A 22,709-nucleotide genomic window follows, 5' to 3' on the forward strand; every position below is an offset into this window, starting at 1 on the left:
GTCCGCATCCCTCCGCCCCTGTCGAGTTGGCCGACGTCGACTTCGTCACGTGCAGCCCACAAAGGGGCTTGGATGGCGCCGGCCTAGCCCTATTGCTGACTGCGGAGGGTGCCGTAGGCGAATTCGACGAGGTAGTCGTTGAGGGCCTGCGAGGACTTCTCGGCGGCGTCGGCGGCCCGGGCCAGGACATCGCGGAGGATGGCGAGATGCAGCTGCGTGCCGCGGGCCATCTCGCCCTCCTCGTCGCGCACGTGGGAGAGCCAGAAGCGCCGGGACAGCCCTTGGAGGGGTGCCATCGCGTCCGCGAGGTACTCGTTGTGGCTGGCCTCCACGATCATCTGGTGCGTGTCCTTGACGGTCTCGGCGTACTCGGCCAGGGAGAGCCTGTCTGCTTGCAGCAGGTCCACCATGGCCTCCATCCGGGCGCGGTCCTCCCGGCCCGCGTTCTGGCAGGCGAGCCGGACGGCCAGGGCCTCCAGCACCCGGCGCAGCTCGAGCATGCGCAGCTGCGCCTCAACGGAGGCGGGGGGGACCAAGACTCCCTTGTTCGGATGGATTTCCACCATGCGGTTGCGCGCGAGCTGCTGGAGGGCCTCCCGCACCGGCGTGCGGCCCAGCCCCGTCTTCTCCATCAGCACGGCCTCGGACACGAGCGAGCCCGGCGGGAGCTCCTGGAGGACGATGAGCCGCTCGATCTCCTCGTAGGCGTGCGCGGCCTTCCCTTGCTGCATCATGCATCCACTCTAGCCGGAGCCCTTGTGCAACCGGTATATCGGTCGCATACTGGTCTGGTCCGTTCATACGGGCACCGAAAACCCCCTACAGATAGGTCTGCAATGGCGAAGACCGTCAGGGTCGAACGGCGTTCGATCGACTTCATCCCGCCGGAGGAACGGCACGGCTCACCGCGGAGCCTGATGTTCGTCTGGTTCGCTGCCAACACCTCCATCACCGCCGTGGTCACCGGCGCACTGTTCGTCATCCTGGGCAACAGCGCGCTCTGGTCGATCCCGGCCATCATCCTCGGCAACGCCGTGGGCGGCTTCTTCACTGCCCTGCATTCCGCGCAGGGGCCCAAGCTCGGGGTGCCCCAGATGATCCAGAGCCGGGCCCAGTTCGGCTACTTCGGCGCGATCCTCCCCCTCATCCTCGCGCTCATGATCTACGTCGGCTTCTACGCCACCGGCCTCGTCCTCGGCGGCCAGGCCATCGGGACGCTCTTCCACGTTCCGGCCCAGGTAGGCGCCATGGTCTTCGCGCTCATGTCCACCGCCCTGGCGATCGTCGGCTACCGCTGGATCCACAGGTTCTCCCACGTCGCCGCGGTGCTCAGCGCCGTCGTGTTCGTGATTCTGCTCGTCCGCATCATCTCCGAGAAGAACATCGGCGCAGTCACCGATACGCCGGCGTTCGACGGCGCCGCCTTCGTCCTCGGCATCTCCCTCTCGGCCTCGTGGCAGCTGACCTTCGGCCCGTACATTGCCGACTACTCGCGCTACCTGCCCGAGAGCACCCCCAAGAAGGCCACAATCGGGTGGACGTTCCTCGGCAGCGTCCTGGGCGGCTCCCTCGCCATGACCCTCGGCGCCCTCGCCGCGGCCCTGGGCGGGAAGGCGTTCGGCCACGACCAGGTCGGCTACCTCGCCGGGCTCGGCGGGGCGGTCTGGCCCTTGGTGCTGCTCGCCGTGATCCTCGGCAAGCTCACCGGCAACACCCTCAGCTCCTACGGGGGGTACATGTCCCTCGCCACGATCATCACTAGCCTCGTGGGCCAGAACCGAGTGGGACCGCGGCAGCGCTCCGTCTACGTCGTTGCCATCTCGGCGGTTTCACTGGGCATCGCCCTCGCAGCGAGCAGCAACTTCCTGGCGAACTTCACGGACTTCCTGCTGTTCCTGCTCTACTTCATGACCCCGTGGTCTGCCATCAATCTCGTCGACTACTACTGGGTGCGCAAGGAGCGGTACAACGTCGCGCAGCTCTTCCTGCGCGACGGCGAGTACGGCCGCTTCAACAAAGGCGCGTTCCTCGCCTACGCCGTCGGCGTGCTCATCCAGATCCCGTTCATGAACAGCACCCTCTACGTCGGCCCCATCGCCGACCTCCTCGGCGGCGCCGAGATCGCCTGGCTGATCGGCCTCGTCGTTGCCGGCGGCCTCTACTATTTCTCATCCCGCACCGTACGGCTCCAGACGGCCGAGGCCGTCCGCGCCGACAGCCCAAGCCAGCCCATCCAGAACCCGGCCCCCGCCGTCGCCCTTGAGGAGACCCTGTGAAGTACGACCCGTCCACCGAGCGCGCCCCCATGCAGTACTCACCGTTCAAGAGCTGCACCGTCCCGCGTCCCATCGGCTGGCTCTCCAGCGTCAGCCCCGACGGGGTCGAGAACCTCGCCCCCTACAGCCAGTGGCAGAACCTGACCTTCGACCCGCCCATGGTGATGTTCAGCGCCAACCAGTACCCGGACGGGCGCCGCAAGGACACCGTGCTCAACGCCGAGCAGACCGGCTGGTTCGTCTGGAACATGGCCACCTACGACCTCCGCGAGGCCGTGAACATCAGTGCCATGGCCCTGCCATTCCAGGAGAGCGAGTTCGACCGCGCCGGCATCACCAAGCGCTACGCCGAACTCTCCCCCACGCCGATGGTGGCCGAGAGCCCGGTCCACTTCGAATGCCGCTACCTCTCCACTCACCGCATGACGGGCAACTCCAACGTCGGCACCATCGACATCGTCTTCGCCCAGGTCGAGCGGATCCACATCAACGACGAGGTCATCACCGTGGACGGCCGCCTCGACATCGAGAAGATCCGGCCCCTGGCACGGATGGGCTACCACGACTACACCTCCATCACCGAGACCTTCGAGATGAACGTCCCCGAGGCATCCGAAGCCGAGTCGTACGGGCTTACGGGCCAGCCCGCCTGAGACCGAGGACCCGCGGCCCCTGCTCTCCTCCGGGCAAGGGGCCGCGGCTGTGCCCAGGTCGGGCGGCCTACGCTCGAGCTGTGAGCAGTGACAACCCTCTGAGGGCAGCAGTTGCAGCGGCCCTGTCGTGCGAGGTCGAGGGACTTGTGGACGTGCGCCGGGAAGCACTCGAGTACGACGCCTTCCTGGCCCACCGTGCGGTGCACCGGGTCCACGGATACGCCCTCGTGGGCGGTGACCAAGTTTCCTGGTCGTTGATTGAGAAGGCCACCGAAGGGCCCGGGCTTGCCCAGCCGTACCTGCTGGACAACGGTGCCCGGGAGTTCCGGGCCTACGAGTCCGGGCTTCTAGACGAGCTGGCGGCATCGGTCAGGGCCCCTCGGCTCTACGGTTCGGAGGAGGGTGCGGACGGGAGGCTGGTCCTGTGGCTTGAGGAGGTCCCACACCATGGGCCGCGCCCCCTTGATGCCCAGTCCCTGCTGAAGGCCGCTGGCGACCTGGGCGCCATGGCCGGGCGGTGGCACGGGCAGGTAGCAGTCGAACCGTGGCTGTTCACCGGATGGATCGACAGGCACAGCCAGCCCGAGGCCGTGCCGGCCGGGCTCGTCACACTCAGCCAGCGAGGCCCCGGAATGACTGCGCGGCTCGGCGATCGCCTCGCAGCCGCGCAGCGTCTCGTCGCGGCCCAGCCCCGCCTCCGACGGATCCTGGAGTCCCTGCCGCACACGCTGTGCCACCACGACGCTGTCGGAGCCAACGTCTTCGTCTCCAGAACCACGGTTCTGATCGACTGGGAGACCATTGGACCCGGCCCGGTAGGGGCAGACCTGGCCTCGCTGCTGTTCTCATCAGTCCGGCGCGGTGATGCCACGGCATCGGTGGTCGTCCACCTCCTCGACGAGGCCGTGGCGGCGTACACCGAGGGCGCCCGAAGCGAGGACCCCACCATCTCGCCCTCAAACGTCCGCCGCGGGGTCGACGCCGCGGTCGCCCTGCGCTGGAAGCTCATCGTCGACGTCGCGGCCTCGGCCCGCACCGGTCACCGCCTGCGGCGCGGCAGCAGGCCGGACGAAACGGCCGAAGACTCCACTCACGAGCTGATGACCCTCATCGACGTGCTGCTCGAGGCCGCGCAGCGCGCCCTGCACCCCAAGCCCTGAGCAGCGGCGGCCGACAGCGCCGCACCGAACTCAGGTGTCTCATTGCAGGCCCCTCTTCCGTCCACGACCGGTGTGACGGCTTGATTCAGGACCACACTTGACGTCCCATCATGGGTTCCTTTGATGAGCGCATGTGTCCAGCTGGTTCCGTGACCGAGGGCTGCTGCCGGCAGACAGCCTGCCGCCAAGTGAGTGCCCGCGGTGGCCGGTGGTGTGCGGTCAAGCGTGCACTTCGGACATCGGCGACCTCGGGGTCATCGGCTGTGGGCATTTGCTTGGGCGCTTGCCCGGTCGATCGTCCGATGAGGGATCAGACACCACGCGATGGAGGACGACGACATCGGCCACCTCGACCTCGCCGGGTGCCAGAGCCAGATCCACCCCGACGCGCCGCTCAAGCCGGTGGACGACCCCGGCTGCCTCGGCGAGCCGAACCGCGTCCTCCTCGTTCCCCGCGGACAGCTCGAGGTTCACCGCCCTGGCAGCCCCGCGCTTGAGCAGCTCGAGCTGGATCTCCCCGATGCCGCCGCCCACTTCAAGCACCGAAGCCCCTACGATCCCGGCGCCGACGACGAAGTCGACGATCCCCCGCTCCAGAGCCCGCAGGCCGCGTCGGGCGTAGCGCCGCGCGACCGCTGCCGAGAACACGGAATCGAACACCGCGTCGTACCGGCGGGAGTCGCGCGGACCGCAGCAAGGATCCATGCCACGAGTATCCGCGGCCCTGGGCCCGATCCCAGAGGATCGGATCGCTCTCGGCGGTGGGGCGCTCCGTACAGGGGATGACCCGCCGAACCTTCTTCGAGCACCCCTCGGCAACTGCCGCCTTTCGCCTCTTGACCTCCCGCGAGGTCGGGAGGACAGTGCCGATCGAGGGGTTCCATACGGGGGTGGGTCGGTCCTGGAAGGAGCCGAAATGGCATGGAAAATCGAAGGCACCTACTTCGAGAACTGCAACTGCGATATGGTCTGTCCCTGTTCGACCTCCGGCCTAACGGCGCCCGCCGACAATGACCGCTGCAAGGTAGCGTTGACCTTCCACATCGACAAGGGCGACGTCAACGGGGTCGACGTCAGCGGCCTGAATGTCTGCGTCGTGGCGGACTCGCCCGCGCTGATGGATGAGGGCGGCTGGAAGATGGGCGTGCTGATGGACGCTGCGGCATCGCCGGAGCAGGCCCAAGCGCTCGGGGCGGTCTTCGGCGGCCAGCTCGGCGGCCCCATGGAGGGCCTCGCCCCGCTGGTCGGCGAAATGCTGGGCCAGGAGTCCCGCGAGATCGCCTACGCAAACAACGGCCGGGAGCACAGCGTCCGGATCGCCGATGCCGTCGACATCACCGTGGAGGACTTCGTCTCCCGGTTCGATGCCACCGGAGCGGGCGTGAAGGTCAGCGGCGTCGGATTCCCCGCCGACACCTTGGCTGCCGGGCGAGCCACCACGTCGACCGTGGACGTGTTCGGCCTGTCATGGGACAACACCGGGAAGAACTCCTTCTCCGCCCCGTTCGCCTGGTCGGCCTGAAATGGCGGGGCAGGCACATCTGGCGGTCCGCAGCCAGCCCGCCCTGCTGGCGCTGCTCGGCTGCGCGGCCGTCGCCTGGTACTTCACCGTCCTTTCAGCCCGGGACATGCCCCCCGGGCCAGGGACGATGGGACTGGGCCTCGGGGTCTTCCTCGCGGCCTGGACCCTCATGATGGCCGCCATGATGCTCCCGGCATTGACGCCGCTGACAACGGTATACCTGCGGTCTCTCCGGGCCACTCCGAACGCGACGGTCCGCGCACTGCGGACCGCAGCGCTGGTGTTCGGCTACCTCGTCTCCTGGGCCCTGTTCGGCGCTCTCGCCTTCGCAGCCGCGCTGCTGGCCGCACAACTGGCGATGGACGCCCCGGAGGTGGCGCCGTGGGTGGGGGCCGGAATCGTGGCGGCCGCCGGCATCTACCAGCTGACCCCGCTGAAGGACTTCTGCCTTCGCCATTGCCGCTCGCCGATAGCCTTCCTCCTCCACGTCGCCGCCTACAGGGGCAGGCTCCGCGACATCCGCGTCGGCCTCTACCACGGCGTGTACTGCATCGGCTGCTGCTGGGGTCTGATGGCAGTGCTGACCGCCGTCGGCCTGACGAACCTCGCATGGATGGCCGTCATCGCTTCAACGGTGCTGCTGGAGAAGACCTGGAGCCACGGCCGCGCGCTCAGCAGGGCCGTCGGAGTCGCCCTGATCGTCTTCGCGTTCTTCATCCCGGCAGACCCGGCCCTACTGCCAGGACTTCACTCCTCTCCAACGATGCCGTCAGCTTCCATTTCCCTGAACAGCACCCCGTTTGGGACCCCCTGACGCGTCCGCAACCGGATTTGGCGGAGTCGACGGGGTTCGGGAGGACTGACCGTGCGGCCCTGCGCTCTCTAGGACATGCGGTCCTTGGCGGCCCCGCGAACGGTATCTATCGGCGCGTCCGCAGAAGGCACAGCTTCCGACCCTCGCCGGCCGTGGATCAAATGTTCACGATCGGACGTCATGTCCTCCAAGGCGCCCTTCCTCTGGAGGCCCAAACGCCCCGGACGCACCTTTGCGGACGCGGCCACCTGCCTGGCGACGGCGCCATGACCCCTCCCTCGGATGCTGCGCCCTCCCCGTCGCGGCGGAGCAGAACCTACGCCTCGGCGAGGATCACCAGCGTGTGCAGCAGAACAGCAGAACGTCCGTTGTACTCCATGGCCTCAACAGCAGCTCTAGACTCCCACGACCACGAACGTCGCCGGCGAGGGTCCCAGCCCGAAGGACTGCTGACCCCGAGCCTCCCTACCCGCGTGAGCCTGCGGGGGCAGCAGCCCCCTGCGCGGCCGTACATGACGAACGGCCGGCCGCGGGGCGGCCCTCGCCGCCGTGAATTCGAAGCCGTGGGATGTTGCCAGGCGAGGCATGTCCTCTGATCATGCCCTCATGGACGGTGAGTTATCGGGCTTCCGGGGCGAATTGCTGCGACCCACGGATGGAGGGTATTCCGCATCCCGGAGGATCTGGAACGGGGCCATCGACCGGCACCCGGCCCTGATCGCCCTTTGCGCGGACGAGGAGGACGCGTCCGCCGCGCTGAAGTATGCGCTGAGCCGGAAGATTCCGCTCTCAGTGCGCGGCGGCGGGCACAACGTCTCAGGTTCGGCGCTGGCCGAGGGCGGGGTCGTCACCGACTTCTCGGCCCTCAGGGGCGTGGCCGTCGACCCGGACGGCATGACCGCCCGGGTCCAGCCCGGCGCCCTGTGGGGCGACGTCGACTCCGCCAGCCAGAAGCACGGGCTCGCCGTGCCGGCAGGAATCGTCACCCACACGGGGGTGGCAGGGCTGACCGTGGGCGGCGGCTTCGGCTGGCTGAGCCGGCACTGGGGCCTAACCTCGGACAACCTGCTCTCCGTCAGGATGCTCCTTGCCGACGGCAGCCGAGTCCGGGCATCCGAGGACGAGAACCCCGACCTCTTCTGGGCCGTCCGGGGCGGGGGCGGAAACTTCGGCATCGTGACCGAGTTCCGCTTCCGGCTCCACCGCCTCGGCACCCACGTCCTGGCGGGGCCCATCCTGTTCCGCGCGGACCAGGCGCGGGAGGCCATCGCCTTCTACCGCGAGTTCATCGCCACGGCCCCGGACGAGCTGTCGGTCTACCTGAACCTGCGCACTGCCCCGCCGCTCGGCTGGGTGCCCGCGCACCTGCGGGGCACCGAGGTGCTGCTGGTGATCCCGTTCTACGTAGGCGACCCCCGCCAGGGCGAGGATCTGCTGCGGCCGCTGCGAGCATTCGGCCCGCCCGCCGCCGACTTCGTCGGCTACAAGCCGTACGTCGAGCACCAGGCCATGTTCGACGCCGGGGTCCCCCACCACTGGGGCTACTACTGGAAATCGCACTACCTCCCTCCTCTCACCGAGGCCGCCGTCGAAGTCCTTCTCGAACATTCCTGGGCCAAGAGCTCCCCGGCCTCCTACACCCTGCTGTTCCACATGGGCGGCGCCATCACCGCACGCCCCAAGGACAGCTCCGCGGCCAGCGGACGCGACGCGGCGCACGCCATGAACATCAGCGCCGCCTGGGCCGCCGGAGGCCCGTCCCACCCTGACATCGCATGGTGCAGGGACTACTTCACCGCGATGGAGCCCCACGCCACCGGCGGGGTCTACGTGAACTTCCTCCACAACGACGAAGGCGAAGCCCGCACCCGCGCAGCCTACGGCAGCCGCTACGACCGCCTCGCCCAGATCAAGGCCAAGTACGACCCCGAGAACGTCTTCCACACGAACCAGAACATCAGACCCGCCCCGGCCGAGAGCCGCTGACCTGACGCTCTCGATGCTCCACCAGGCCCGCGGCAGCCTCATGGAGCACGAGGAGTGGTCAGGCCAGGAACAGCCGATGGCACCGAACCCGAGCGTGAGCTCATGCCATCACCCTCGAGGGTGAGGTCCCGGCCCTCGCCAGGGGTAGCATCTCCTGGACCAGCTCATCGCCTTTACCGGAAGGGTGCCCCCCATGGTTGACGTCGAAGTCTCCACGACCATCCGGCGCCCGCGCGCCGAGGTCGCCGCCTACGCCGCAGATCCGGAGACTGCCCCCGAGTGGTACCAGAACATCGTCGCCTCGGTGTACCGGACGCCGAAGCCGCTCGCGCCGGGCAGCGAAGTCGACTTCACCGCCCGGTTCCTGGGCAAGACCCTCGACTACACCTACCGCGTCGAGGAGTTCGTCCCCAGCGAGCGGCTCGTCATGACCACAGCACGGGGGCCGTTCCCGATGCGCACCACCTACAGCTGGCAGGACACAGCAGACGGAACCCTCATGACACTGCGAAACGAGGGCGGCCCCACCGGCATCGCAGCACTCGCAGACCCCCTCATGGCCATCATCGTCAGACGCACCACCGCCAAAGAGCTCCAGCGGCTCAAGGCCATACTCGAGAGGCACGCCTCGCCTCACCCGCAGTGAACTCAACAAGCCCCGTACCTGCGCGCTGCCCCACAGCGCGCCGGGCCGTGTCCGGCGCGACCAGACGAGCAGGACTGCGTGACCCCAGGCCGCCCTGCATCATCAGTCGTTCCTCTAACGAGACTATCTGGGCGCGGCAGCGGCCCCTCCCTTGCGGAGCGACGCTCCCACCCGCGGGGGTCTAGTCCAGAAGGCCGTCGGATGAGACGGCCAGCTGGACCTTGAGAGTGCGTCGGGCTGCTCGCTCGGCGTCGAGGTGTCGATGCCCTGATCCAGCACCACTAGGTCCACACCCTTGGCCTCAAGCTGCTTCGAGACCTCGATCAGGTTCTCCAGCGACCGGCCCAGCCGGTCCAGCTTTGTCACCATCAACTGGTCCCCGCCCTGTTCGCCGGCAGCAGCGCCTTCTCCAGCCCGGGCCGGGACACCAGCTTCCCGGAGGCTGAATCGACGAAGACCCGCTCACAACCGGCCGCGGAAAGGACATGCCGCTGGGCATCGACATGCTCAGCACTCGTCGCCGTCGCAGTCGGCGCGTTCTTCGTCCGCCACGCCCTCGCCGACGCCCGCAACGAATAGGCCCCCGGTTCGCCGGCGCAGTCCGGCGTGCAGCGGGCCCCATCCGGAGTGGGCGACCGTTTCGAAGAGTATGCATGGAGACGGTGCTGGCGAGGCGGAGGACTGCCGCGGCCGCGCTCACGGTAGGGCCGGCCGCGGTGGGACTCGGCCTCGCCGCCCATATCGTCTCCGGTGGTGCCCCGCCCCCGGTGACGGTCCTGATGGCCCTGACCGCGGTGACGAGCCTGCTCGCGGCCGCCGTCGCGCACCTGCAGCTCCCCTCCTGGGCCATCGGCATCGGCTCCGGGGCGCTCCAGCAGGTCCTGCACCTGCTGTTCACCGCCCTAGCGGGCCCGAACGCCCCGCTCCTGCCCGCAGCCGGGCACGTGCACAGCCACGGCCTTCCCAGCGCCGGCCCCGCGGCCGTCCCTGCCGGCCCGGGGCGGCGCTCGATGTGCACCTGCTGGTGGTCGCGCATGTGGCAGCCGCCCTCCTCACGGTCCTGGCCGCCGTCGCCGCGGACCGCCTCTCGGACCGCTGGGCAGTCGCCGCCGGTGGGCCAGGCGCCCGCGCCTCACGGCCAGCGCAGGCCGACGCACAGGACCGAGGCATGGCCCGGTCGCGCCCGGCGATCCGGCCTGTCCTGGGGATTGGTCTATCGGGTGAGGTAGGGCTGTTTGGGCTGGGCGGTCTCGGTGATCTGGTCGGCGGTGATGACGACCGGGGCGTCCTTGGTGGCGTGCGGGTTCTGCTGGAATCTGCCGGTGGCGGTGACCCATTGGTCGGGCCTGTACTGGCGCTGCCACCCGGGCAGGTAGACGGGGACGCCTACGGGCTGGGCGTCCACGGTGCAGCAGGTGACGACGAACCGGGTGATGAAGAAGACGGCCGGGTCGGTCCGGTCTCCGGTGACGAACCCGGTCACCGTGGCCGTCTGGCCGCCCAGCTTTGGGTCGGCGGCGGCGTCGTAGCGCAGCAGGGATGCCCAGTCCCGAACGGTGTAGCCGGCAGGGTCCTGGCCGGCGAGCCTGCTCGTCTGGGCGCGGCTGAGGGTTCCGGAGACGTTCAGGTTGCGCTGCCCGGCGGCGGTGGAGGTGAGGGTCTTGGGCGGCAGGACGAGCAGCCCGACGACCGCGGCGCCCACCATGAGGAGGCTCCCGGCGGCCCGGAGTCGGCCGGGTCCGGCCGCACTGTCCCCCTCACCCACGTGGATGCGGTCGTCGCCGAGGCTCTGCGCGGCCATGTCCCGGAGATCGTCTTGGTCGGGCTCGTGGGGGTGCTGGGCTGGGAGGAGGATGAAGGCGCCGAGGGCCAGGGCGCCGCCGACGACGGCGAGGATGGTGGCGAACGGGGCATAGCCGGGGTTGATGTAGAGGCCGAGGCGCCCGGTGGCGGCCAGCCAGAGGGTTGCGGCGACGGCGGTGAGGCTGAGCATGATGCCGGCCCTGCCGGCGAATCCCCTAAGCATCGGCGCTCCTAGACGACAAGGTTGACTGCCCATCCGAGGACGGCGGCGCACCCGCCGATGAGGAGGGTCAGGGCGGCGAGGGTCTTCGCCGTGAAGGTGGTGCGCAGCAGGGCGAGCATCTTGACGTCGATCATCGGGCCGAAGACCAGGAACGAGGCGATCGCGCCGGGCATGAAGGTGCTGCCGAAGGAGAGGATGAAGAAGGCGTCCACGTTCGAGCACAGGGCCACGATGAAGGCCAGGGCCATCAGGGCAAGCACTGACCAGATGACGTCGCCGCCGAGGGCGACGAGGGCGTCGCGGGAGACGAAGACCTGGACGAGCCCGGCCAAGGCCGCGCCGATGACCAGGGCCGGCATCATGGCGTTCGTCTCGTGCGCGAAGAGCTCCAGGCTGCGCCGGACCCTGCCCTCCCGCCCGTGGCCGTCCCGGTGGTGGCGGCTGTCGGCGGCGCAGGCCGCCTGGAACCCCGGGGTGAGCAGCTCCTCGGGGCGGGGATGGCGGGCGTAGAGCCAGCCGACGAGGTTGGCGATCAGGAACCCGCCCGCGACGCGCGCGGCCAGGACGGGGCTGTCCCAGCCGAAGGCCTGCCCGGTGGTGACGATGGTGATCGGGTTCAGGATGGGGGCGGCGAACAGGAACGTCATCGCCTCCGCGACCGTGAGCCCGTTGAAGACCAGGCCCCGAGCGAGCGGGACGTTCCCGCACTCGCACACCGGCATCAGGATCCCGAGGAAGGACAGTGTCAGGCGCCGCAGTGCCGGACGGGAGGGGAGGCGTCGCAGGAGCAGGTCCTGCGGGAGCCAGACCTGGACCACGATCGAGATGAGGATGCCCAGGAAGACGAACGGCACCGACTCGATCACCACGGAGACAGCGAGGGTGAAGAAGTCCTGCGCCGCGCCCTCGAGCCCTGCGGTGGCGGACGGCATGAACGCGCGGAAGATCAGCACGGGCACGAGGACCACGGCGGCGAGGACGAGGAACACCGCCGTGCGCGCGAGGGCCTCCGCCCGGCGCACCTGCTCGGGCGGCGGAGGTTCGGGCCCGCTCCCGGCCGGCAGGGCGACGCTGTCCCGGTCCGGTTCCGGCTGCGACATGCAGCGAGGCTACGGCCGGCCCGGCAGGGCGGCAAGGGCCCGAAGCCCCTCCCCCAGCCCCCGGCCGGAGCCTCAGGAAGGCATCACCTGGCGGGTACTCCTGGGGCCTCGGCCTCCCGGTGCCCCCGCCTCCTCTCGTGCACGCCCGCGGGAGCCGCAGCCTCCCGGTCCTCCCCGGCGGCGGGCCGGGGGCCTTGGGCGGGTGGGAGCCAGTCGTCCTTGGCCCTGGTGCTGGCCTTGACGATCAGGACGGCGACGGCCGTGGTCACCGGAACGGCCAGGACCAGGCCGATGGACCCTGCCAGGGTCCGGACGACCTCTTCGGCCAGCTGCCCCGAGGTGAGGGCATCGAGCAGGGGCTGGTCGTAGAGCATCACCAGGATCAGCACCGGCAGGGCCGCCCCGGCGTAGGCGAACGCGATCGTGTAGACGGTGGAGGCGATGTGGTCCCGGCCGATCCGCATGGCCGAGGCGAACAGGCTCCGCGCGCTGGTGTGCGGGGCGAGCTCGTGCAGCTCCCACACCGCCGAGGACTGGGTGACGGTCACATCGTTGAGCACCCCCAGGCCCGAGATGACCAGCCCGCACGTGATCATCCCCGAGACCGAGAGCCTGCCCGCGCCGTTGATGAGCTGGTACGTGTTCTCGTCCCCGGTCCCGGTCAGGAACGCGGCCCCGGTGGCCCAGTCCGCCAGCGCAGCGATGGCCCCGAGCCCGAAGAGCGTCCCCAGCAGGGCCGTCGAGGTCCGGGCCGAGAACCCGTGGGCGAAGTACAGCACGCCGAAGGTGATCGCCGCCGATCCCGCCAGGGCCACCGGCAGCGCCGGGCGCCCCTCCACCAGGGCCGGCAGCACGAAGACGGCCAGCACCGCGTACGCCCCGCCGAGCCCGACGATCGCCCGCAGGCCCCGCCAGCGGGCGACGGCGATGACGACGACGGCGTAGAGCAGGGCCAGGAGCACCATCGGCACCGTGCGCACGAAGTCCGTGAACATGTACACCGACCCGGTGGAGGTCACCCCGGAGAGGTTCAGGTAGCGGATCCGGTCCCCGGCCTTGACCCCGTGGGACTTGGCGATCTCCGGTGTCACCTCCACCGGCACCTCGGCCCCGCCCCGGTCCGGCTGCGTATGGGCGACCAGGCACTGCCGCGCAGCGACCCCGCCCGACCCTTGAGCTGGGCCCGCCGACGGGCAGTCCTCCATCCGTGCCATCTTGACCGTGCCGGTGTCGAACGTGACCCCCGGCGCCGCCGTGTAGGGGCTTCCGACCTGCACCGCGCCCCGGTCCCCCGTCGGCCACAGCAGCACCATCGCCAACACCGTCAGCCCGGCCAGCGGGACCAGCACCGCCATCAGCAGGACATGGGCCCTGCGCCGCCCCGCCCGCGCCGCCGGCGACAGCCCCGCAGCCGGCGCCGGGGCATGGGAATGCCCTTGCCCCATCAGAAGAACAACCTCATGCCCCGAGCCTACGGCCGCCGGCCCACGGGCACCGGCCCGACCCACCAGGCCAGACGCACGACGGCAAGGGGATCAGTCGAATCCGGCACGTGGAGCCGCTCCGGAGTGAAACCCGCTAATGAGATCGATTATCATCTGTAGCGATCCTGCCGCATCCGATACCTGAGGACCACCGCCATGAAGACCCACTCCCCGCGCCCTTCCCTGGCGAAGCTCGCCCTCGTCGCCCCGGCCGTCGTCGGGGCCCTGCTGCTCGGAGCCTGCAGCACCCAGCCGGGCACCGCGGCCCAGGGCAGCGGCTCCGGGTCCATCCCGGTCGTCGCCTCCACCTCCGTCTACGGCGACATCGTCAAGGCCGTCGGAGCCGACAAGGTCTCCGTCACCTCGATCATCTCCAAGCAGAGCCAGGACCCGCACTCCTACGAGGCCACCACCCAGGACCGCGTCGCGGTGTCCAAGGCCAGGCTGGTCGTGCTCAACGGCCACGGCTACGACGACTTCATGCTCAAGCTCGCCGACGAGGCCAAGCTCCCCTCCGGCAGCCTCGTCAACGCCGTCGACGCCTCCGGCCTCGCCACCAGCTCACCCTCCGCCGGCCCCGGCGGGAAGGACGAGTTCAACGAGCACATCTGGTACAGCACCGACGCGATGAAGAAGGTCGCCGGCTCCATCGCCGACAGGCTCGGCGCCCTCGACCCCACCGACGCCCACGCCTTCAAGGACCGCGCCTCCCAATGGGAGGCCAAGCTCGCGCCCATCACCGGCAAGCTCGCCGCGATCAAGGCCGCCCACCACTCCCAGGCCGTCGCCGTGACCGAACCCGTCCCGCTGTACATGCTCGAGGCCGCCGGACTGCAGAACAGGACACCCGCCGCATTCAGCGCCGCCGTCGAAGCAGACAACGACGTCCCCCCAGCCGCCCTCAAGCAGATGCAGGACCTCATCAGCACCCACCAGGTCGCCCTCCTCGCCCACAACCCCCAGACCGAGACACCCCAGACCCAGGCCCTGAAGAAATTCGCCCAGGACGCCCATGTCCCCGTCGTCGACTTCACCGAGACCATGCCCGAAGGAACCGACTACATCACCTGGATGATCGACAACGCAGACGCCCTCAGCACCGCCCTCGGCACATCCAAATAGCCGCCCATGCGATCGGGCGCGGGGTGCCCTCTGACGAGGCGCCGATATGCGCTAGCGCGGCAAGCGTCGCGGCGTCCCGAAGCCGTGCCCGATGGAGAGCCCTGCCGACTGCGGCCACGCCGAAGGGTGATGGCCGCGAGATAGATCCGTTCCAGGCCGGACCTCCGCGTGCCCTACCGGCAGGCCCGGCACGGGCAGACAGCGGGCGACCTCATGTAAGCGCCCGCCGGGCGGGGCAGAGGAAGTGGGTCTAGGGGCCTATAGGTTGAACAGCATCCGGTCCTGTCCGCGGCAGCGCCGTCGGGGGCGCCCTGTTGGCCACGCGGTGAGCGAGCCGGACGTATGGCCCTGTCCCGGCGCCGCTTCCGGGCACATCATCCTGGTCAGGTGCATGGGCTCCTGCGGTCGCCGAATGGCCCGAGGGGCAGCAGGGACCGCCCATGTGCCCAGGCGCGCCCACCGCGTCCTCTCCGAGCAGGGCCAGAAGCGTTGCGGGAAGGACGTGGACGCGCCGCTTCCGGGGGGCAGTGGGTTCGGCGCTCATGCCGACCGCCGGCTTCAGGGGCGCGGACGCTGCCTCTGGTATTCGACCTGGGCAATGTAAGGGGCCGCCGGCGCCCTGTTCTCAAAGCCGAGCTTGGACAGGACCATGGAGACGTAGTTCTTCGCCGTCTTCTCCGCCCGGGCCCTCTCGTGGACGATCTGCCGCAGCTCCAGCACCCGGGACTCTTTCCGCGTCAGGCCCTCGTAGAGCAGAGGCCTCAACTCGGCCGTCTCGAGGCCCCCGGACCGCCTCGATGGCCTCGTCACTGCGGTCCACGTTGCACGCCTCTGGCTCAGCCCTGCTTGGAACGGGCGGCAGCCGCCCTCGCCGCGTGCGGCCTTCCGCCTGACGGACTCCGGGCCGGGAAAGAGCCGGGGGCACCTTCCCTAGGCCAGTACGAGGTCCTCGAACATGGTTTCTCCGCATTCCGAAGGACGTGCTGCCATCCGCCAAGGTATGTGGGAGGCTCGCTACGTGGATCTGGTGGGGTCTTCACTCCGGGGCGGAGGTTCCGTTGGACATTGATGGCGAGATCGACGGCGTCAGCGCGCGCGTGTTCCCCGACGACGCATTGGCCACAGTCATGGACCTGTTCTTCGGGGTGAACGACGAGAACGGGCCGGGGGCATCGTTCCTGATCACCGTCAGCGTAGGCGGCAGCGTGGTGCGCGGAGAGGCCATCCCCTTCGAGGCATGGCTTCTGGGCGTGTGCGAGGGCATTCGCGGAGCGGAAGGCGCGCAGCCCGCTGTAGCGAAAGCCTTCGGAGACGCGTACGAGACGGTACTCAGTGCAGCTGTGGAAAACGGCAGGAGGACCCACGCCGAGCACCCAGCCGACAGGCGTTGGCTGCACTTGCGCAACGCCATCACCGACGGACCGTTTCATGCCCAGTACGGCCCCAATGGAGACGCCGCGCCCGACTTCCAGTACGTGCGGGTGAGGATCGACCGCGTGAACGCGTGGTCCTTGGCCTGAGGGCGGGGCCAGCCCGAAGGGTAGTCCCTCACTCAGGGCCCGAGGGCCGACCGGGAGGCTGGGTCGCGACGTGTCCGGCTCGCTGTAGTGGCCTCCCGCCTGTTTCTGGCCGTGTACAGCAGCAACGCCGGGGCGGGTGGCGACGGGCGAAAAAAGCCCGCCGCGGGCCAGCGCGTGCGCGCGCTGGTTTCGCCATCCCAGCCACCAGCCAAGCAGTACGACGCGAGCCTGGAGAGCGCCGATCACTCCCGGAGGCAGCCGGCGACCGCCAGCGCCCCAATGAACGCCAGCGCGAGGAACAGCGTAATGGCGGCGGCCAGGGTGACCGTGCCCGAATCACTGCAATCGTGTCGTCCATGCATGCCCCTCATCCCAGAGCCGAAAAAACGCGGGATGGGCCCTATCGGCGCCCTTGTCCCACGTTCGCCCAGCCGCCGTACCACAGCCTGACCGGCCTCACGGGCCCTGCCTCTCCCGTTGGGCCTGGGCGACGTACAGGGCCGCCTGGGTCCTGGTCTCGAGGCCGAGCTTGGTCAGGACCGTGGAGACGTAGTTCTTCGCCGTCTTCTCGGCGACGGCCAGTTCGTGGGCGATCTGGCGGTTCGTCATCCCCTCGCCGAGCAGTTCCAGCACCCGGGACTCCTTGGGCGTCAGCCCGTCGTAGACCGGCAGTCTGAGCGGTGTCGTCTCGATGGCGCCGGTGAGGATCCTGTCTTCCTCCTCGGGGTCGATGAGGGCCTCTCCCGCGGCCGCCCGGCGGACCGCGTCAGCCATGTCGTGGCCCGTGAGCTCCTTGAGGAGGTAGCCGGATGCCCCCGCAAGGACGGCGTCCCGGAACCCCCGATCGACGTGGTCCTCGGCCAGGATCAGGCACCTGATGGTCTGGTCTACGGAGCGGACGCGCCGGCAGACGTCGGGCCCTGTCCCGTCCGCCAGGCGGGCGTCGAGGACCGCGACATGTGGGCGGAGGGCAGGGATCATCGCCGCGGCCTCCGCGGCGGTGGCGCTCTCGCCCACCACGGCCATGCCCTCGCCCTCGAGCACGTCCCTCAGGCCCCGCCGGACCACCTCGTGGTCGTCCAGGAGGTACACCCGGATGGTCTCGGCCGTCTTGTCGCAGCTGTCCATGTTGCACGCCTCAAGCTCTGCCCTCGCAAACGGGCGGCAGCTGCCGTCATCACGGCACGCGGGGTGCGGCACGCGCCGATCCGTTCCCGTTCGAGGGGTTCCACGGAAGGGGAGCCGGTCTGGTTCAACGCTCCCCAGCAGGCGCAGTTCTCGACCCGCGGCCATGCTAGGAACCGCTGTCCATTACGGGCCAGTACGAGACGTAGTGTGGCGTGTCGCACTGTGATGAACGTCCACTGAACGGGCTGGCCGGTCTGCAGCACCCGGGTGACCGGCGGGGCTACGCCGCGTGATCGGACGGGACGGTCCAGTGCGGGTGCCCTGCGGCGTTGCCGTTCGGGGCCGCCGCGCGGATGCGGTTGGCATGGGCCGCGAGATGGAGGCTTTCGGCGGCGATCGGCTCGCCCGTCCACTGCCTGGAGTGGGAGGGCAGGAAGACGTCGTCGACAGGGAAGCTCCTGCGGCGCTGCCGCCCCGAAGCCACAGCCCAGACGACCTCGACATGGGTTCCGCTGACGCCGACGGCGTAGCCGTGGATCTCCCGGCCGCCGTCCTGGACGAGGACCTCCTGCGCCCTCGGAACGTCCTGCTGCACTTCTGTCTCCCATTCCGCAGCCCACCGTGAGGCTGCCGCCGCAACAAGCGGCGATCTGTCTCCATCGAAATGGCCGATGCCTCCGCGGAGACCCGGCAAGGCCTTCGGTGGGCTGCCCCGCTGCGTGGGGTCCAGCACCTCCCGGTGAAACGGCCAGGGCGGTCGGCGCGGGGTGGCGGTGTTCAGGCGGCGAGCTGGCGGCGCATGCGGTCCAGGAGCCGGCCCAGCAGGCGCGAGACCTGCATCTGGGACACCCCGAGCTGTTCGCCGATCTCGCGCTGGCTCATCTCGTCCACGAACCGCAGCTTCAGCAGGCGCCGCTCGAAGTCGGTGGCGCCCCTGAGGGCGGCGGCGACCATCTGGTGCTCCTCGACCTGCTCGAAGCCGGGGTCGACCACGGGCAGGACGTGTCCCATCCGCTCGCCGTCCGAATCTGCGGAGTCGTCCAAGGACTCGATCTGAGCAGCGGCCATTGCAGCACCGAGGCTGCGTGCCTCGGCGGCCTGCTCCGGGCTGCACCCGGCCGCTTCGGCGAGCTCTGCCGGGGACGGCTCGCGGCCCAGCTCCTGCACCAGCCGCCCGCGCGCTTCCTTGACGCCCAGCCGCAGCTCCTGCAGCGACCGCGGCGGGCGCACCACCCAGGACTGGTCGCGCAGGTGCCGCTTGATCGTCCCGGAGATGGTGGGGACGGCGTACTGCACGAACCCGTGTCCGGCATTCTCCCGGTACCGCTGCGCCGCCATCACCAGCCCCATCCGGGCAACCTGCCGGATGTCCTCGAAGTCATGCCCGGGAACCCGGTACCGGCGCGCCACCGCATCCGCCAGCCCCAGGTGCTCGAGCACCAGGCCAGCGGTCCGGGCCTGGCGGTCCGCCGACCCCGCAGAAGCCTCCTCGGCAGCCAGCCCGCCAGCGCCGTCGCCAGCGGCATCCCCGCAGCCCGCGACGGCAGGGACGGCTTCCAGACGCACCGCGGGGCGCATCTCCAGACTCACACCACTCACAGCGACCTACCTCTCCACGCCCGTGAACGCCTCACGGCGCCACATCAGCTGCCCTCAAGCTTTCGACTGCGAGACAGACCTGTCTGTGCCGCTGCGAGAGTTATATGTGCAGACAGACTTGTCTGTCTAGTCACGATCGAAATATTCTCCTGTCCATGGGAGACAGAAACCGAGGCACCACGATGGGGGCCGCGGAACAGGCGCAGGCGCGCGAGCGGATCCTCGAGACGGCCTATGGGCTCTTCGCGCGGCGCGGGGTCAGGGCCGTGGGAATCGACGAGATCATCACCGAATCGGGCGTCGCGAAGGCGACGTTCTACCGGCACTTCCCCTCGAAGGACGCGCTCGTGCTGGCCTACATGGACCGCTGGTATCAGGTCCGCCACGACGCCATCGAGGGCGCCATCGCCCGCGCGCACAACCCCGACGACGCGATCCTGGCGGCGTTCACCGTGCTGGACGACTGGTTCAGCCGCGGCGCGGCCGAGGTCACCACATTCCTCCACGTGGTGATCGAGTTCGGACCCGACCACCACCTGGGACAGGCCGCCATGGCCCATCTGGCCAACGTCCGAGGCCGTCTCGCCGTCCTGGCCGCGGGCGCCGGACTCGACGACCCCGAGGGCTTCGCCTGGTCCTTCCACATCCTCACCAAGGGCGCCATGGTCGCCTCCATGGAAGGCGACCAGCGCGCCGCCGCCCGCGCGCGCAAGCTCGCCCGCGCCCTCATCAACCTCCACCGCCCCCAGCCTGGGCCGTCGAACCGTGCCGCAGCCCACCGGCCCCACAAGGAGCGGCAGCACCGCATCAGCGCCTGACGGCAGGGCACGGCAGCGGTCCGGCAAGAGGCTGGCGACTGCGGCGTTCCCCGTCATCATCTGCACGCCCCCACACTCACCCGCAGTGGCCCCCGCGGGACCCGGTGGGGCGGCGCGTCCTCGGCCCACCCGGGAGAACCGGGCCTTCCAACGGGCCGGAACGCGCCTGAGCGCTCCGGTGGGCCCTGCCGGCCCACCGACCTTTACGGGGCATGCAGGGAGCCAGGGCGCCTCCGCCCACCCTGCCGGTGCATCGGTGGCCTGCGCAGGGGAAGAAGTCCCGCCCCACCATTCGGGTCCCGGGTCAGGCCGTGACCGACCAGTCCCTCCCCAGGAGCCCTGCAGGGCCAAGGCCATGGTCCGCCCAGCCTCTCACGCCGGTCCGCCGCCCGTGCTCGCTCACCCGCGCGCCGAGCTTTGATCCGGCGAAGCCGTCCGCTGTGGCCTCGGGCGTCCGTCCCCGGCACTTTCAGAGTTCTCTGTATGGGGGTGCTCTCCGTCCTCAGCTCATGCGGGCATGGTCCTCGATCAGATCCGCGACGATTCTCAGGTTCGAGGCATCGTGCGGATTCGCGCTATCGGATTCGGCGAGGCCGAGCAGTGCCTTCCAGAGTGCCCAGCCGCGGGCCCTGGCCCACATTCCATCGTCCTGTGCAACCGCTCGTCGGAAGGCTTCTCTGCTCTCGCCGGCGAACATGGTCCAGGCGATGACAAGGTCGCATGCCGGATCGCCGATTCCGGACGTCCCGAAGTCGATGACCGCCGCCAGTTCGCCGTCCGCTACCAGCAGGTTTGCCGCTGCGACGTCGCCGTGGAACCACACCGGTTCTTCGGTCCAATCCGCCTCGAGCGCGGCGGCCCAGACAGATTCAGCTGCTGCCGTGTCGATACGTCCCTCAAGGGCGCGGAGACAATAGCGGGTCTCGTCGTCGTAATGGGCGGGCGCGGCGCCGCGGAACCAGCTGTGCTCACCCGCGGCAGGAGCGTCCTCCGCCTCACAGGCTTCCAAGGCATGCAGGAATTCGGCAACGGCAACCGCGAATCCCGGCAGGTCCCCTATCGGCGCCCGGTCTGCCGCTTGGCCATCTATCCAGCCCCGGACCGACCATGGGAACGGGTATCCCTCGCCCGGCCTTCCCACGGCCAGGACCGTCGGAACCCGTACCGGCAGATGCGGTGCCAGCCGAGGGAGCCACTCGCTCTCCTTCGCCACGGCGGGCACGTAGCCAGAAGCCGTGGGCAGACGGACCGACATCGACTCTCCGAGCCGGTAGGTCCGGTTGTCCCACCCCTCGGGCTCCGCGGGTCGCACGGGAAGGCCCGCCCAATGGGGAAACTGCGCAGCGATCAGCCGCTCCACCAGTCCAGCATCAACCCCGGCTCGTCCGTCCTGACCTTGAGAGACCACCCGACAAGGATCCCTCATAGCCACATTCGGCGTCCCACCACAGGTTCCATTGACGGGACCTCGTGTGGGGCACTCCTAGCGCCCGCTATCCGGACGAGCTGTCGGGGGGCCGGTGAGCCGCTGGACGGCCTCGAGTGCGGTCTCGTCCCCGGTGTCCGGGTTGAAGGCACGGTGGAGGGCAAGTCCTTCGATGAGGGCGTCGAGGATCCGGGAGGTGAGGGGGTCGAAGTGGCGGCCGAGGGCCTGCCGGCTGCGGGCCATCCAGTGTTGGGTGATCGTCCGGAACGCCGGTTCGCGTGCGGCGAGGGTGTAGAGCTCGTGGGTGATCACCAGTGCGTGGGGATCAGCGGTCAGGTCCTGGTTGATCAGGTCAGCGATGGCCTGCTGTGCCCGTTGGAAGGTGGCAGCCTGCCCCATGCGGCGGTCGAACTCGTCGGCCGCGCGGTCGGCGAAGCGGGTGAACGCCTCCATGAGGAGTTCCTCCATCCCGGCGAAGTGGTACGTCATGGACCCGAGCGGGACGTCGGCGGCCGCGGCGACGCGGCGGTGCGAGGTGCCGGCGACCCCGTCTCTGGCGATCACCTCCAGGCAGGCCTCGATGATGCGGGTGCGGCGCTGCGGGTCGGAGCGCCGCCTGGGCGCGGCGCCCTGCGCTGCCGTGCCCATCAGGCGATGGACCGGACCACCCGAGCGGGGTTGCCGACGGCCAGGACGCCGGCGGGGATGTCGCGCGTCACGACAGCCCCGGCGCCGATGACGCTGTCGTCCCCGATCGTGACTCCGGGGCAGACGATGACGCCTCCACCGAGCCAGACATTGTCGCCGATCGTGATCGGGGCTGCCGCCTCGAGATGGTCCCGGCGCGGCTGCGGCTCGAGCGGGTGAGTCGGAGTGAGGAGCTGGACGTTGGGGCCGATCTGGCAGTCGTCCCCGATCGTGATCGTCGCGACGTCCAGGGCGGTGAGGTTGTAGTTGATGAACGTGCGCGCGCCGATGTGGAGGTTCTCGCCGTAGTCCACGTACAGCGGGGGCTTCACGAAGGCCCGCTCGCCCAGCGTGCCGACCAGAGCCTCGAGCAGGGGCCGGGCCGCGGCCTCGTCGGCGACAGCAGCCCGATGGTAGGCGTCCGCCAGCTGCACCGCGCGCTGGCCGATACGGGCGCTCTCCGGGTCGTCACCGCCGAGGTACAGGTCCCCGGCGAGCATCCGCTCCCGGTTCGTGCGGGCATCGCCCTCGAAGTGGTCCTTCATGCGTACGACCGTACACATCCGAGGGCTGAATGTGAAAGCTGCTGTTGCCCTTTCGAGAAGCCCGCATGCTTCCTGTCTTGGCAGAGGTTCCTTGATAGGACGCCTGATATGGAGTAGTCCGCTGTCAAGTGGGCATGGCGAGGCGCCGCCGGGAAGGTGATCCCGGCGGCGCCTCGTGGCTTCCTGGCTCCGTTTTC

Annotated in this window: 24 protein-coding genes; 11 read left to right on the top strand and 13 right to left on the bottom strand. The window is 69.6% G+C overall.

From position 1 onward, the window contains the following. Positions 1 to 89: 89 nt before the first annotated feature. Entirely contained in the window at positions 90 to 734 is a 645-nt protein-coding gene (locus J2W20_RS16450; protein WP_307007927.1) for a GntR family transcriptional regulator, read from the bottom strand. Between the two features lie 102 nt (positions 735 to 836). On the opposite strand from J2W20_RS16450, the gene J2W20_RS16455 reads away from it, so the two are divergent. From J2W20_RS16455 to J2W20_RS16465, 3 genes are all read left to right on the top strand, one after another. Then, entirely contained in the window at positions 837 to 2,276 is a 1,440-nt protein-coding gene (locus J2W20_RS16455) for a purine-cytosine permease family protein (RefSeq protein ID WP_307007928.1), read from the top strand. After that, positions 2,273 to 2,929 carry a flavin reductase family protein gene (locus J2W20_RS16460; RefSeq protein ID WP_307007929.1) on the top strand — a complete coding sequence of 219 codons (657 nt, stop codon included), beginning with the start codon at positions 2,273 to 2,275 and terminating at the stop codon, positions 2,927 to 2,929. The genes J2W20_RS16455 and J2W20_RS16460 overlap by 4 nt, the downstream gene beginning before the upstream one ends. Before the next feature lie 80 nt (positions 2,930 to 3,009). Next, positions 3,010 to 4,089 carry an aminoglycoside phosphotransferase family protein gene (locus tag J2W20_RS16465; RefSeq protein WP_307007930.1) on the top strand — a complete coding sequence of 360 codons (1,080 nt, stop codon included), beginning with the start codon at positions 3,010 to 3,012 and terminating at the stop codon, positions 4,087 to 4,089. A 219-nt stretch (positions 4,090 to 4,308) separates the two neighbouring features. Here J2W20_RS16465 and J2W20_RS16470 read toward each other — a convergent pair whose 3' ends face one another. Beyond that, the gene (locus J2W20_RS16470) at positions 4,309 to 4,794 is read right to left on the bottom strand and encodes a hypothetical protein (protein ID WP_307007931.1); all 486 of its coding nucleotides are present in this window, start codon (positions 4,792 to 4,794) and stop codon (positions 4,309 to 4,311) included. A gap of 211 nt (positions 4,795 to 5,005) precedes the next feature. Here J2W20_RS16470 and J2W20_RS16475 point away from each other — a divergent pair, with 211 nt between their 5' ends. The 4 genes from J2W20_RS16475 (at position 5,006) to J2W20_RS16490 (ending at position 9,057) form a co-directional block, all read left to right on the top strand. Beyond that, complete coding sequence (locus J2W20_RS16475; protein ID WP_307007932.1) at positions 5,006 to 5,611, top strand: DUF1326 domain-containing protein; 606 nt, start codon at positions 5,006 to 5,008, stop codon at positions 5,609 to 5,611. A gap of 1 nt (position 5,612) precedes the next feature. Continuing rightward, positions 5,613 to 6,425, top strand: a complete 813-nt coding sequence (locus J2W20_RS16480) for a DUF2182 domain-containing protein (protein ID WP_307007933.1) — start codon at positions 5,613 to 5,615, stop codon at positions 6,423 to 6,425. A gap of 606 nt (positions 6,426 to 7,031) precedes the next feature. Further along, entirely contained in the window at positions 7,032 to 8,411 is a 1,380-nt protein-coding gene (locus J2W20_RS16485; protein ID WP_307007934.1) for an FAD-binding oxidoreductase, read from the top strand. Positions 8,412 to 8,604: 193 nt separating this feature from the next. Then, the gene (locus tag J2W20_RS16490) at positions 8,605 to 9,057 is read left to right on the top strand and encodes an SRPBCC family protein (RefSeq protein WP_307007935.1); all 453 of its coding nucleotides are present in this window, start codon (positions 8,605 to 8,607) and stop codon (positions 9,055 to 9,057) included. Between the two features lie 123 nt (positions 9,058 to 9,180). Here the strand turns inward: J2W20_RS16490 and J2W20_RS16495 are convergent, their stop codons facing one another. Beyond that, entirely contained in the window at positions 9,181 to 9,426 is a 246-nt protein-coding gene (locus J2W20_RS16495; protein WP_307007937.1) for a recombinase family protein, read from the bottom strand. Positions 9,427 to 9,710: 284 nt separating this feature from the next. On the opposite strand from J2W20_RS16495, the gene J2W20_RS16500 reads away from it, so the two are divergent. After that, a complete protein-coding gene (locus J2W20_RS16500) occupies positions 9,711 to 10,286 on the top strand; it encodes a hypothetical protein (RefSeq protein WP_307007938.1) in 576 nt (191 codons plus the stop codon). Here J2W20_RS16500 and J2W20_RS16505 read toward each other — a convergent pair. The 3 genes from J2W20_RS16505 to J2W20_RS16515 all read right to left on the bottom strand — a co-directional run bounded on the left by J2W20_RS16505 (position 10,271) and on the right by J2W20_RS16515 (position 13,628). Then, on the bottom strand, positions 10,271 to 11,083 hold the full coding sequence (locus J2W20_RS16505) for a TIGR03943 family putative permease subunit (protein WP_307007940.1): 813 nt from the start codon (positions 11,081 to 11,083) through the stop codon (positions 10,271 to 10,273). The two genes, J2W20_RS16500 and J2W20_RS16505, sit on opposite strands and share 16 nt — an antisense overlap. Before the next feature lie 8 nt (positions 11,084 to 11,091). Continuing rightward, complete coding sequence (locus tag J2W20_RS16510; protein ID WP_307007942.1) at positions 11,092 to 12,183, bottom strand: permease; 1,092 nt, start codon at positions 12,181 to 12,183, stop codon at positions 11,092 to 11,094. 83 nt (positions 12,184 to 12,266) lie between these two features. Beyond that, positions 12,267 to 13,628 carry a YibE/F family protein gene (locus J2W20_RS16515; RefSeq protein ID WP_307007944.1) on the bottom strand — a complete coding sequence of 454 codons (1,362 nt, stop codon included), beginning with the start codon at positions 13,626 to 13,628 and terminating at the stop codon, positions 12,267 to 12,269. A 195-nt stretch (positions 13,629 to 13,823) separates the two neighbouring features. On the opposite strand from J2W20_RS16515, the gene J2W20_RS16520 reads away from it, so the two are divergent. Then, positions 13,824 to 14,789: a metal ABC transporter solute-binding protein, Zn/Mn family gene (locus J2W20_RS16520; RefSeq protein WP_307007946.1), complete on the top strand. Its 966-nt coding sequence runs from the start codon at positions 13,824 to 13,826 to the stop codon at positions 14,787 to 14,789. A gap of 558 nt (positions 14,790 to 15,347) precedes the next feature. Here the strand turns inward: J2W20_RS16520 and J2W20_RS16525 are convergent. Then, positions 15,348 to 15,554, bottom strand: a complete 207-nt coding sequence (locus tag J2W20_RS16525; RefSeq protein WP_307007948.1) for a hypothetical protein — start codon at positions 15,552 to 15,554, stop codon at positions 15,348 to 15,350. Between the two features lie 293 nt (positions 15,555 to 15,847). Between J2W20_RS16525 and J2W20_RS16530 the strand changes: the two genes are divergently transcribed. Further along, positions 15,848 to 16,309 carry a hypothetical protein gene (locus J2W20_RS16530; RefSeq protein ID WP_307007950.1) on the top strand — a complete coding sequence of 154 codons (462 nt, stop codon included), beginning with the start codon at positions 15,848 to 15,850 and terminating at the stop codon, positions 16,307 to 16,309. Positions 16,310 to 16,765: 456 nt separating this feature from the next. Here J2W20_RS16530 and J2W20_RS16535 read toward each other — a convergent pair whose 3' ends face one another. From J2W20_RS16535 to J2W20_RS16545, 3 genes are all read right to left on the bottom strand, one after another. After that, positions 16,766 to 17,437: a response regulator gene (locus J2W20_RS16535; RefSeq protein ID WP_307007952.1), complete on the bottom strand. Its 672-nt coding sequence runs from the start codon at positions 17,435 to 17,437 to the stop codon at positions 16,766 to 16,768. Positions 17,438 to 17,717: 280 nt separating this feature from the next. Further along, positions 17,718 to 18,032, bottom strand: coding sequence for a hypothetical protein (locus J2W20_RS16540; RefSeq protein ID WP_307007954.1), 315 nt, complete (start codon positions 18,030 to 18,032; stop codon positions 17,718 to 17,720). 182 nt (positions 18,033 to 18,214) lie between these two features. Further along, positions 18,215 to 19,003 (bottom strand): sigma-70 family RNA polymerase sigma factor, encoded by a 789-nt coding sequence (locus J2W20_RS16545; protein ID WP_307007956.1) that lies wholly within the window; start codon positions 19,001 to 19,003, stop codon positions 18,215 to 18,217. A gap of 188 nt (positions 19,004 to 19,191) precedes the next feature. Here J2W20_RS16545 and J2W20_RS16550 point away from each other — a divergent pair, with 188 nt between their 5' ends. Then, positions 19,192 to 19,854, top strand: a complete 663-nt coding sequence (locus tag J2W20_RS16550; RefSeq protein ID WP_307007958.1) for a TetR/AcrR family transcriptional regulator — start codon at positions 19,192 to 19,194, stop codon at positions 19,852 to 19,854. A gap of 502 nt (positions 19,855 to 20,356) precedes the next feature. Here J2W20_RS16550 and J2W20_RS16555 read toward each other — a convergent pair. From J2W20_RS16555 to J2W20_RS16565, 3 genes are all read right to left on the bottom strand, one after another. After that, the gene (locus tag J2W20_RS16555) at positions 20,357 to 21,214 is read right to left on the bottom strand and encodes an aminoglycoside phosphotransferase family protein (RefSeq protein ID WP_307007960.1); all 858 of its coding nucleotides are present in this window, start codon (positions 21,212 to 21,214) and stop codon (positions 20,357 to 20,359) included. 123 nt (positions 21,215 to 21,337) lie between these two features. Next, the gene (locus J2W20_RS16560) at positions 21,338 to 21,928 is read right to left on the bottom strand and encodes a TetR/AcrR family transcriptional regulator (RefSeq protein ID WP_307007961.1); all 591 of its coding nucleotides are present in this window, start codon (positions 21,926 to 21,928) and stop codon (positions 21,338 to 21,340) included. Continuing rightward, positions 21,928 to 22,512, bottom strand: coding sequence for a sugar O-acetyltransferase (locus J2W20_RS16565; protein WP_307007962.1), 585 nt, complete (start codon positions 22,510 to 22,512; stop codon positions 21,928 to 21,930). The genes J2W20_RS16560 and J2W20_RS16565 overlap by 1 nt, the downstream gene beginning before the upstream one ends. Positions 22,513 to 22,709: the final 197 nt, after the last annotated feature.

It is taken from the genome of Sinomonas atrocyanea, from assembly GCF_030812675.1.
GTDB classification, from domain to species: Bacteria; Actinomycetota; Actinomycetes; order Actinomycetales; family Micrococcaceae; genus Sinomonas; species Sinomonas atrocyanea_B.

Excerpts from the sequence above, each read along its gene's own strand:
- J2W20_RS16450 (WP_307007927.1), bottom strand. The coding sequence starts at position 734 with ATGATGCAGCAAGGGAAGGCCGCGCACGCCTACGAGGAGATCGAGCGG.
- J2W20_RS16455 (WP_307007928.1), top strand. The coding sequence starts at position 837 with ATGGCGAAGACCGTCAGGGTCGAACGGCGTTCGATCGACTTCATCCCG.
- J2W20_RS16470 (WP_307007931.1), bottom strand. The coding sequence starts at position 4,794 with ATGGATCCTTGCTGCGGTCCGCGCGACTCCCGCCGGTACGACGCGGTG.
- J2W20_RS16475 (WP_307007932.1), top strand. The coding sequence starts at position 5,006 with ATGGCATGGAAAATCGAAGGCACCTACTTCGAGAACTGCAACTGCGAT.
- J2W20_RS16480 (WP_307007933.1), top strand. The coding sequence starts at position 5,613 with ATGGCGGGGCAGGCACATCTGGCGGTCCGCAGCCAGCCCGCCCTGCTG.
- J2W20_RS16485 (WP_307007934.1), top strand. The coding sequence starts at position 7,032 with ATGGACGGTGAGTTATCGGGCTTCCGGGGCGAATTGCTGCGACCCACG.
- J2W20_RS16490 (WP_307007935.1), top strand. The coding sequence starts at position 8,605 with ATGGTTGACGTCGAAGTCTCCACGACCATCCGGCGCCCGCGCGCCGAG.
- J2W20_RS16495 (WP_307007937.1), bottom strand. The coding sequence starts at position 9,426 with ATGGTGACAAAGCTGGACCGGCTGGGCCGGTCGCTGGAGAACCTGATC.
- J2W20_RS16500 (WP_307007938.1), top strand. The coding sequence starts at position 9,711 with ATGGAGACGGTGCTGGCGAGGCGGAGGACTGCCGCGGCCGCGCTCACG.
- J2W20_RS16505 (WP_307007940.1), bottom strand. The coding sequence starts at position 11,083 with ATGCTTAGGGGATTCGCCGGCAGGGCCGGCATCATGCTCAGCCTCACC.
- J2W20_RS16510 (WP_307007942.1), bottom strand. The coding sequence starts at position 12,183 with ATGTCGCAGCCGGAACCGGACCGGGACAGCGTCGCCCTGCCGGCCGGG.
- J2W20_RS16515 (WP_307007944.1), bottom strand. The coding sequence starts at position 13,628 with ATGGGGCAAGGGCATTCCCATGCCCCGGCGCCGGCTGCGGGGCTGTCG.
- J2W20_RS16520 (WP_307007946.1), top strand. The coding sequence starts at position 13,824 with ATGAAGACCCACTCCCCGCGCCCTTCCCTGGCGAAGCTCGCCCTCGTC.
- J2W20_RS16535 (WP_307007952.1), bottom strand. The coding sequence starts at position 17,437 with ATGGACAGCTGCGACAAGACGGCCGAGACCATCCGGGTGTACCTCCTG.
- J2W20_RS16550 (WP_307007958.1), top strand. The coding sequence starts at position 19,192 with ATGGGAGACAGAAACCGAGGCACCACGATGGGGGCCGCGGAACAGGCG.
- J2W20_RS16560 (WP_307007961.1), bottom strand. The coding sequence starts at position 21,928 with ATGGGCACGGCAGCGCAGGGCGCCGCGCCCAGGCGGCGCTCCGACCCG.
- J2W20_RS16565 (WP_307007962.1), bottom strand. The coding sequence starts at position 22,512 with ATGAAGGACCACTTCGAGGGCGATGCCCGCACGAACCGGGAGCGGATG.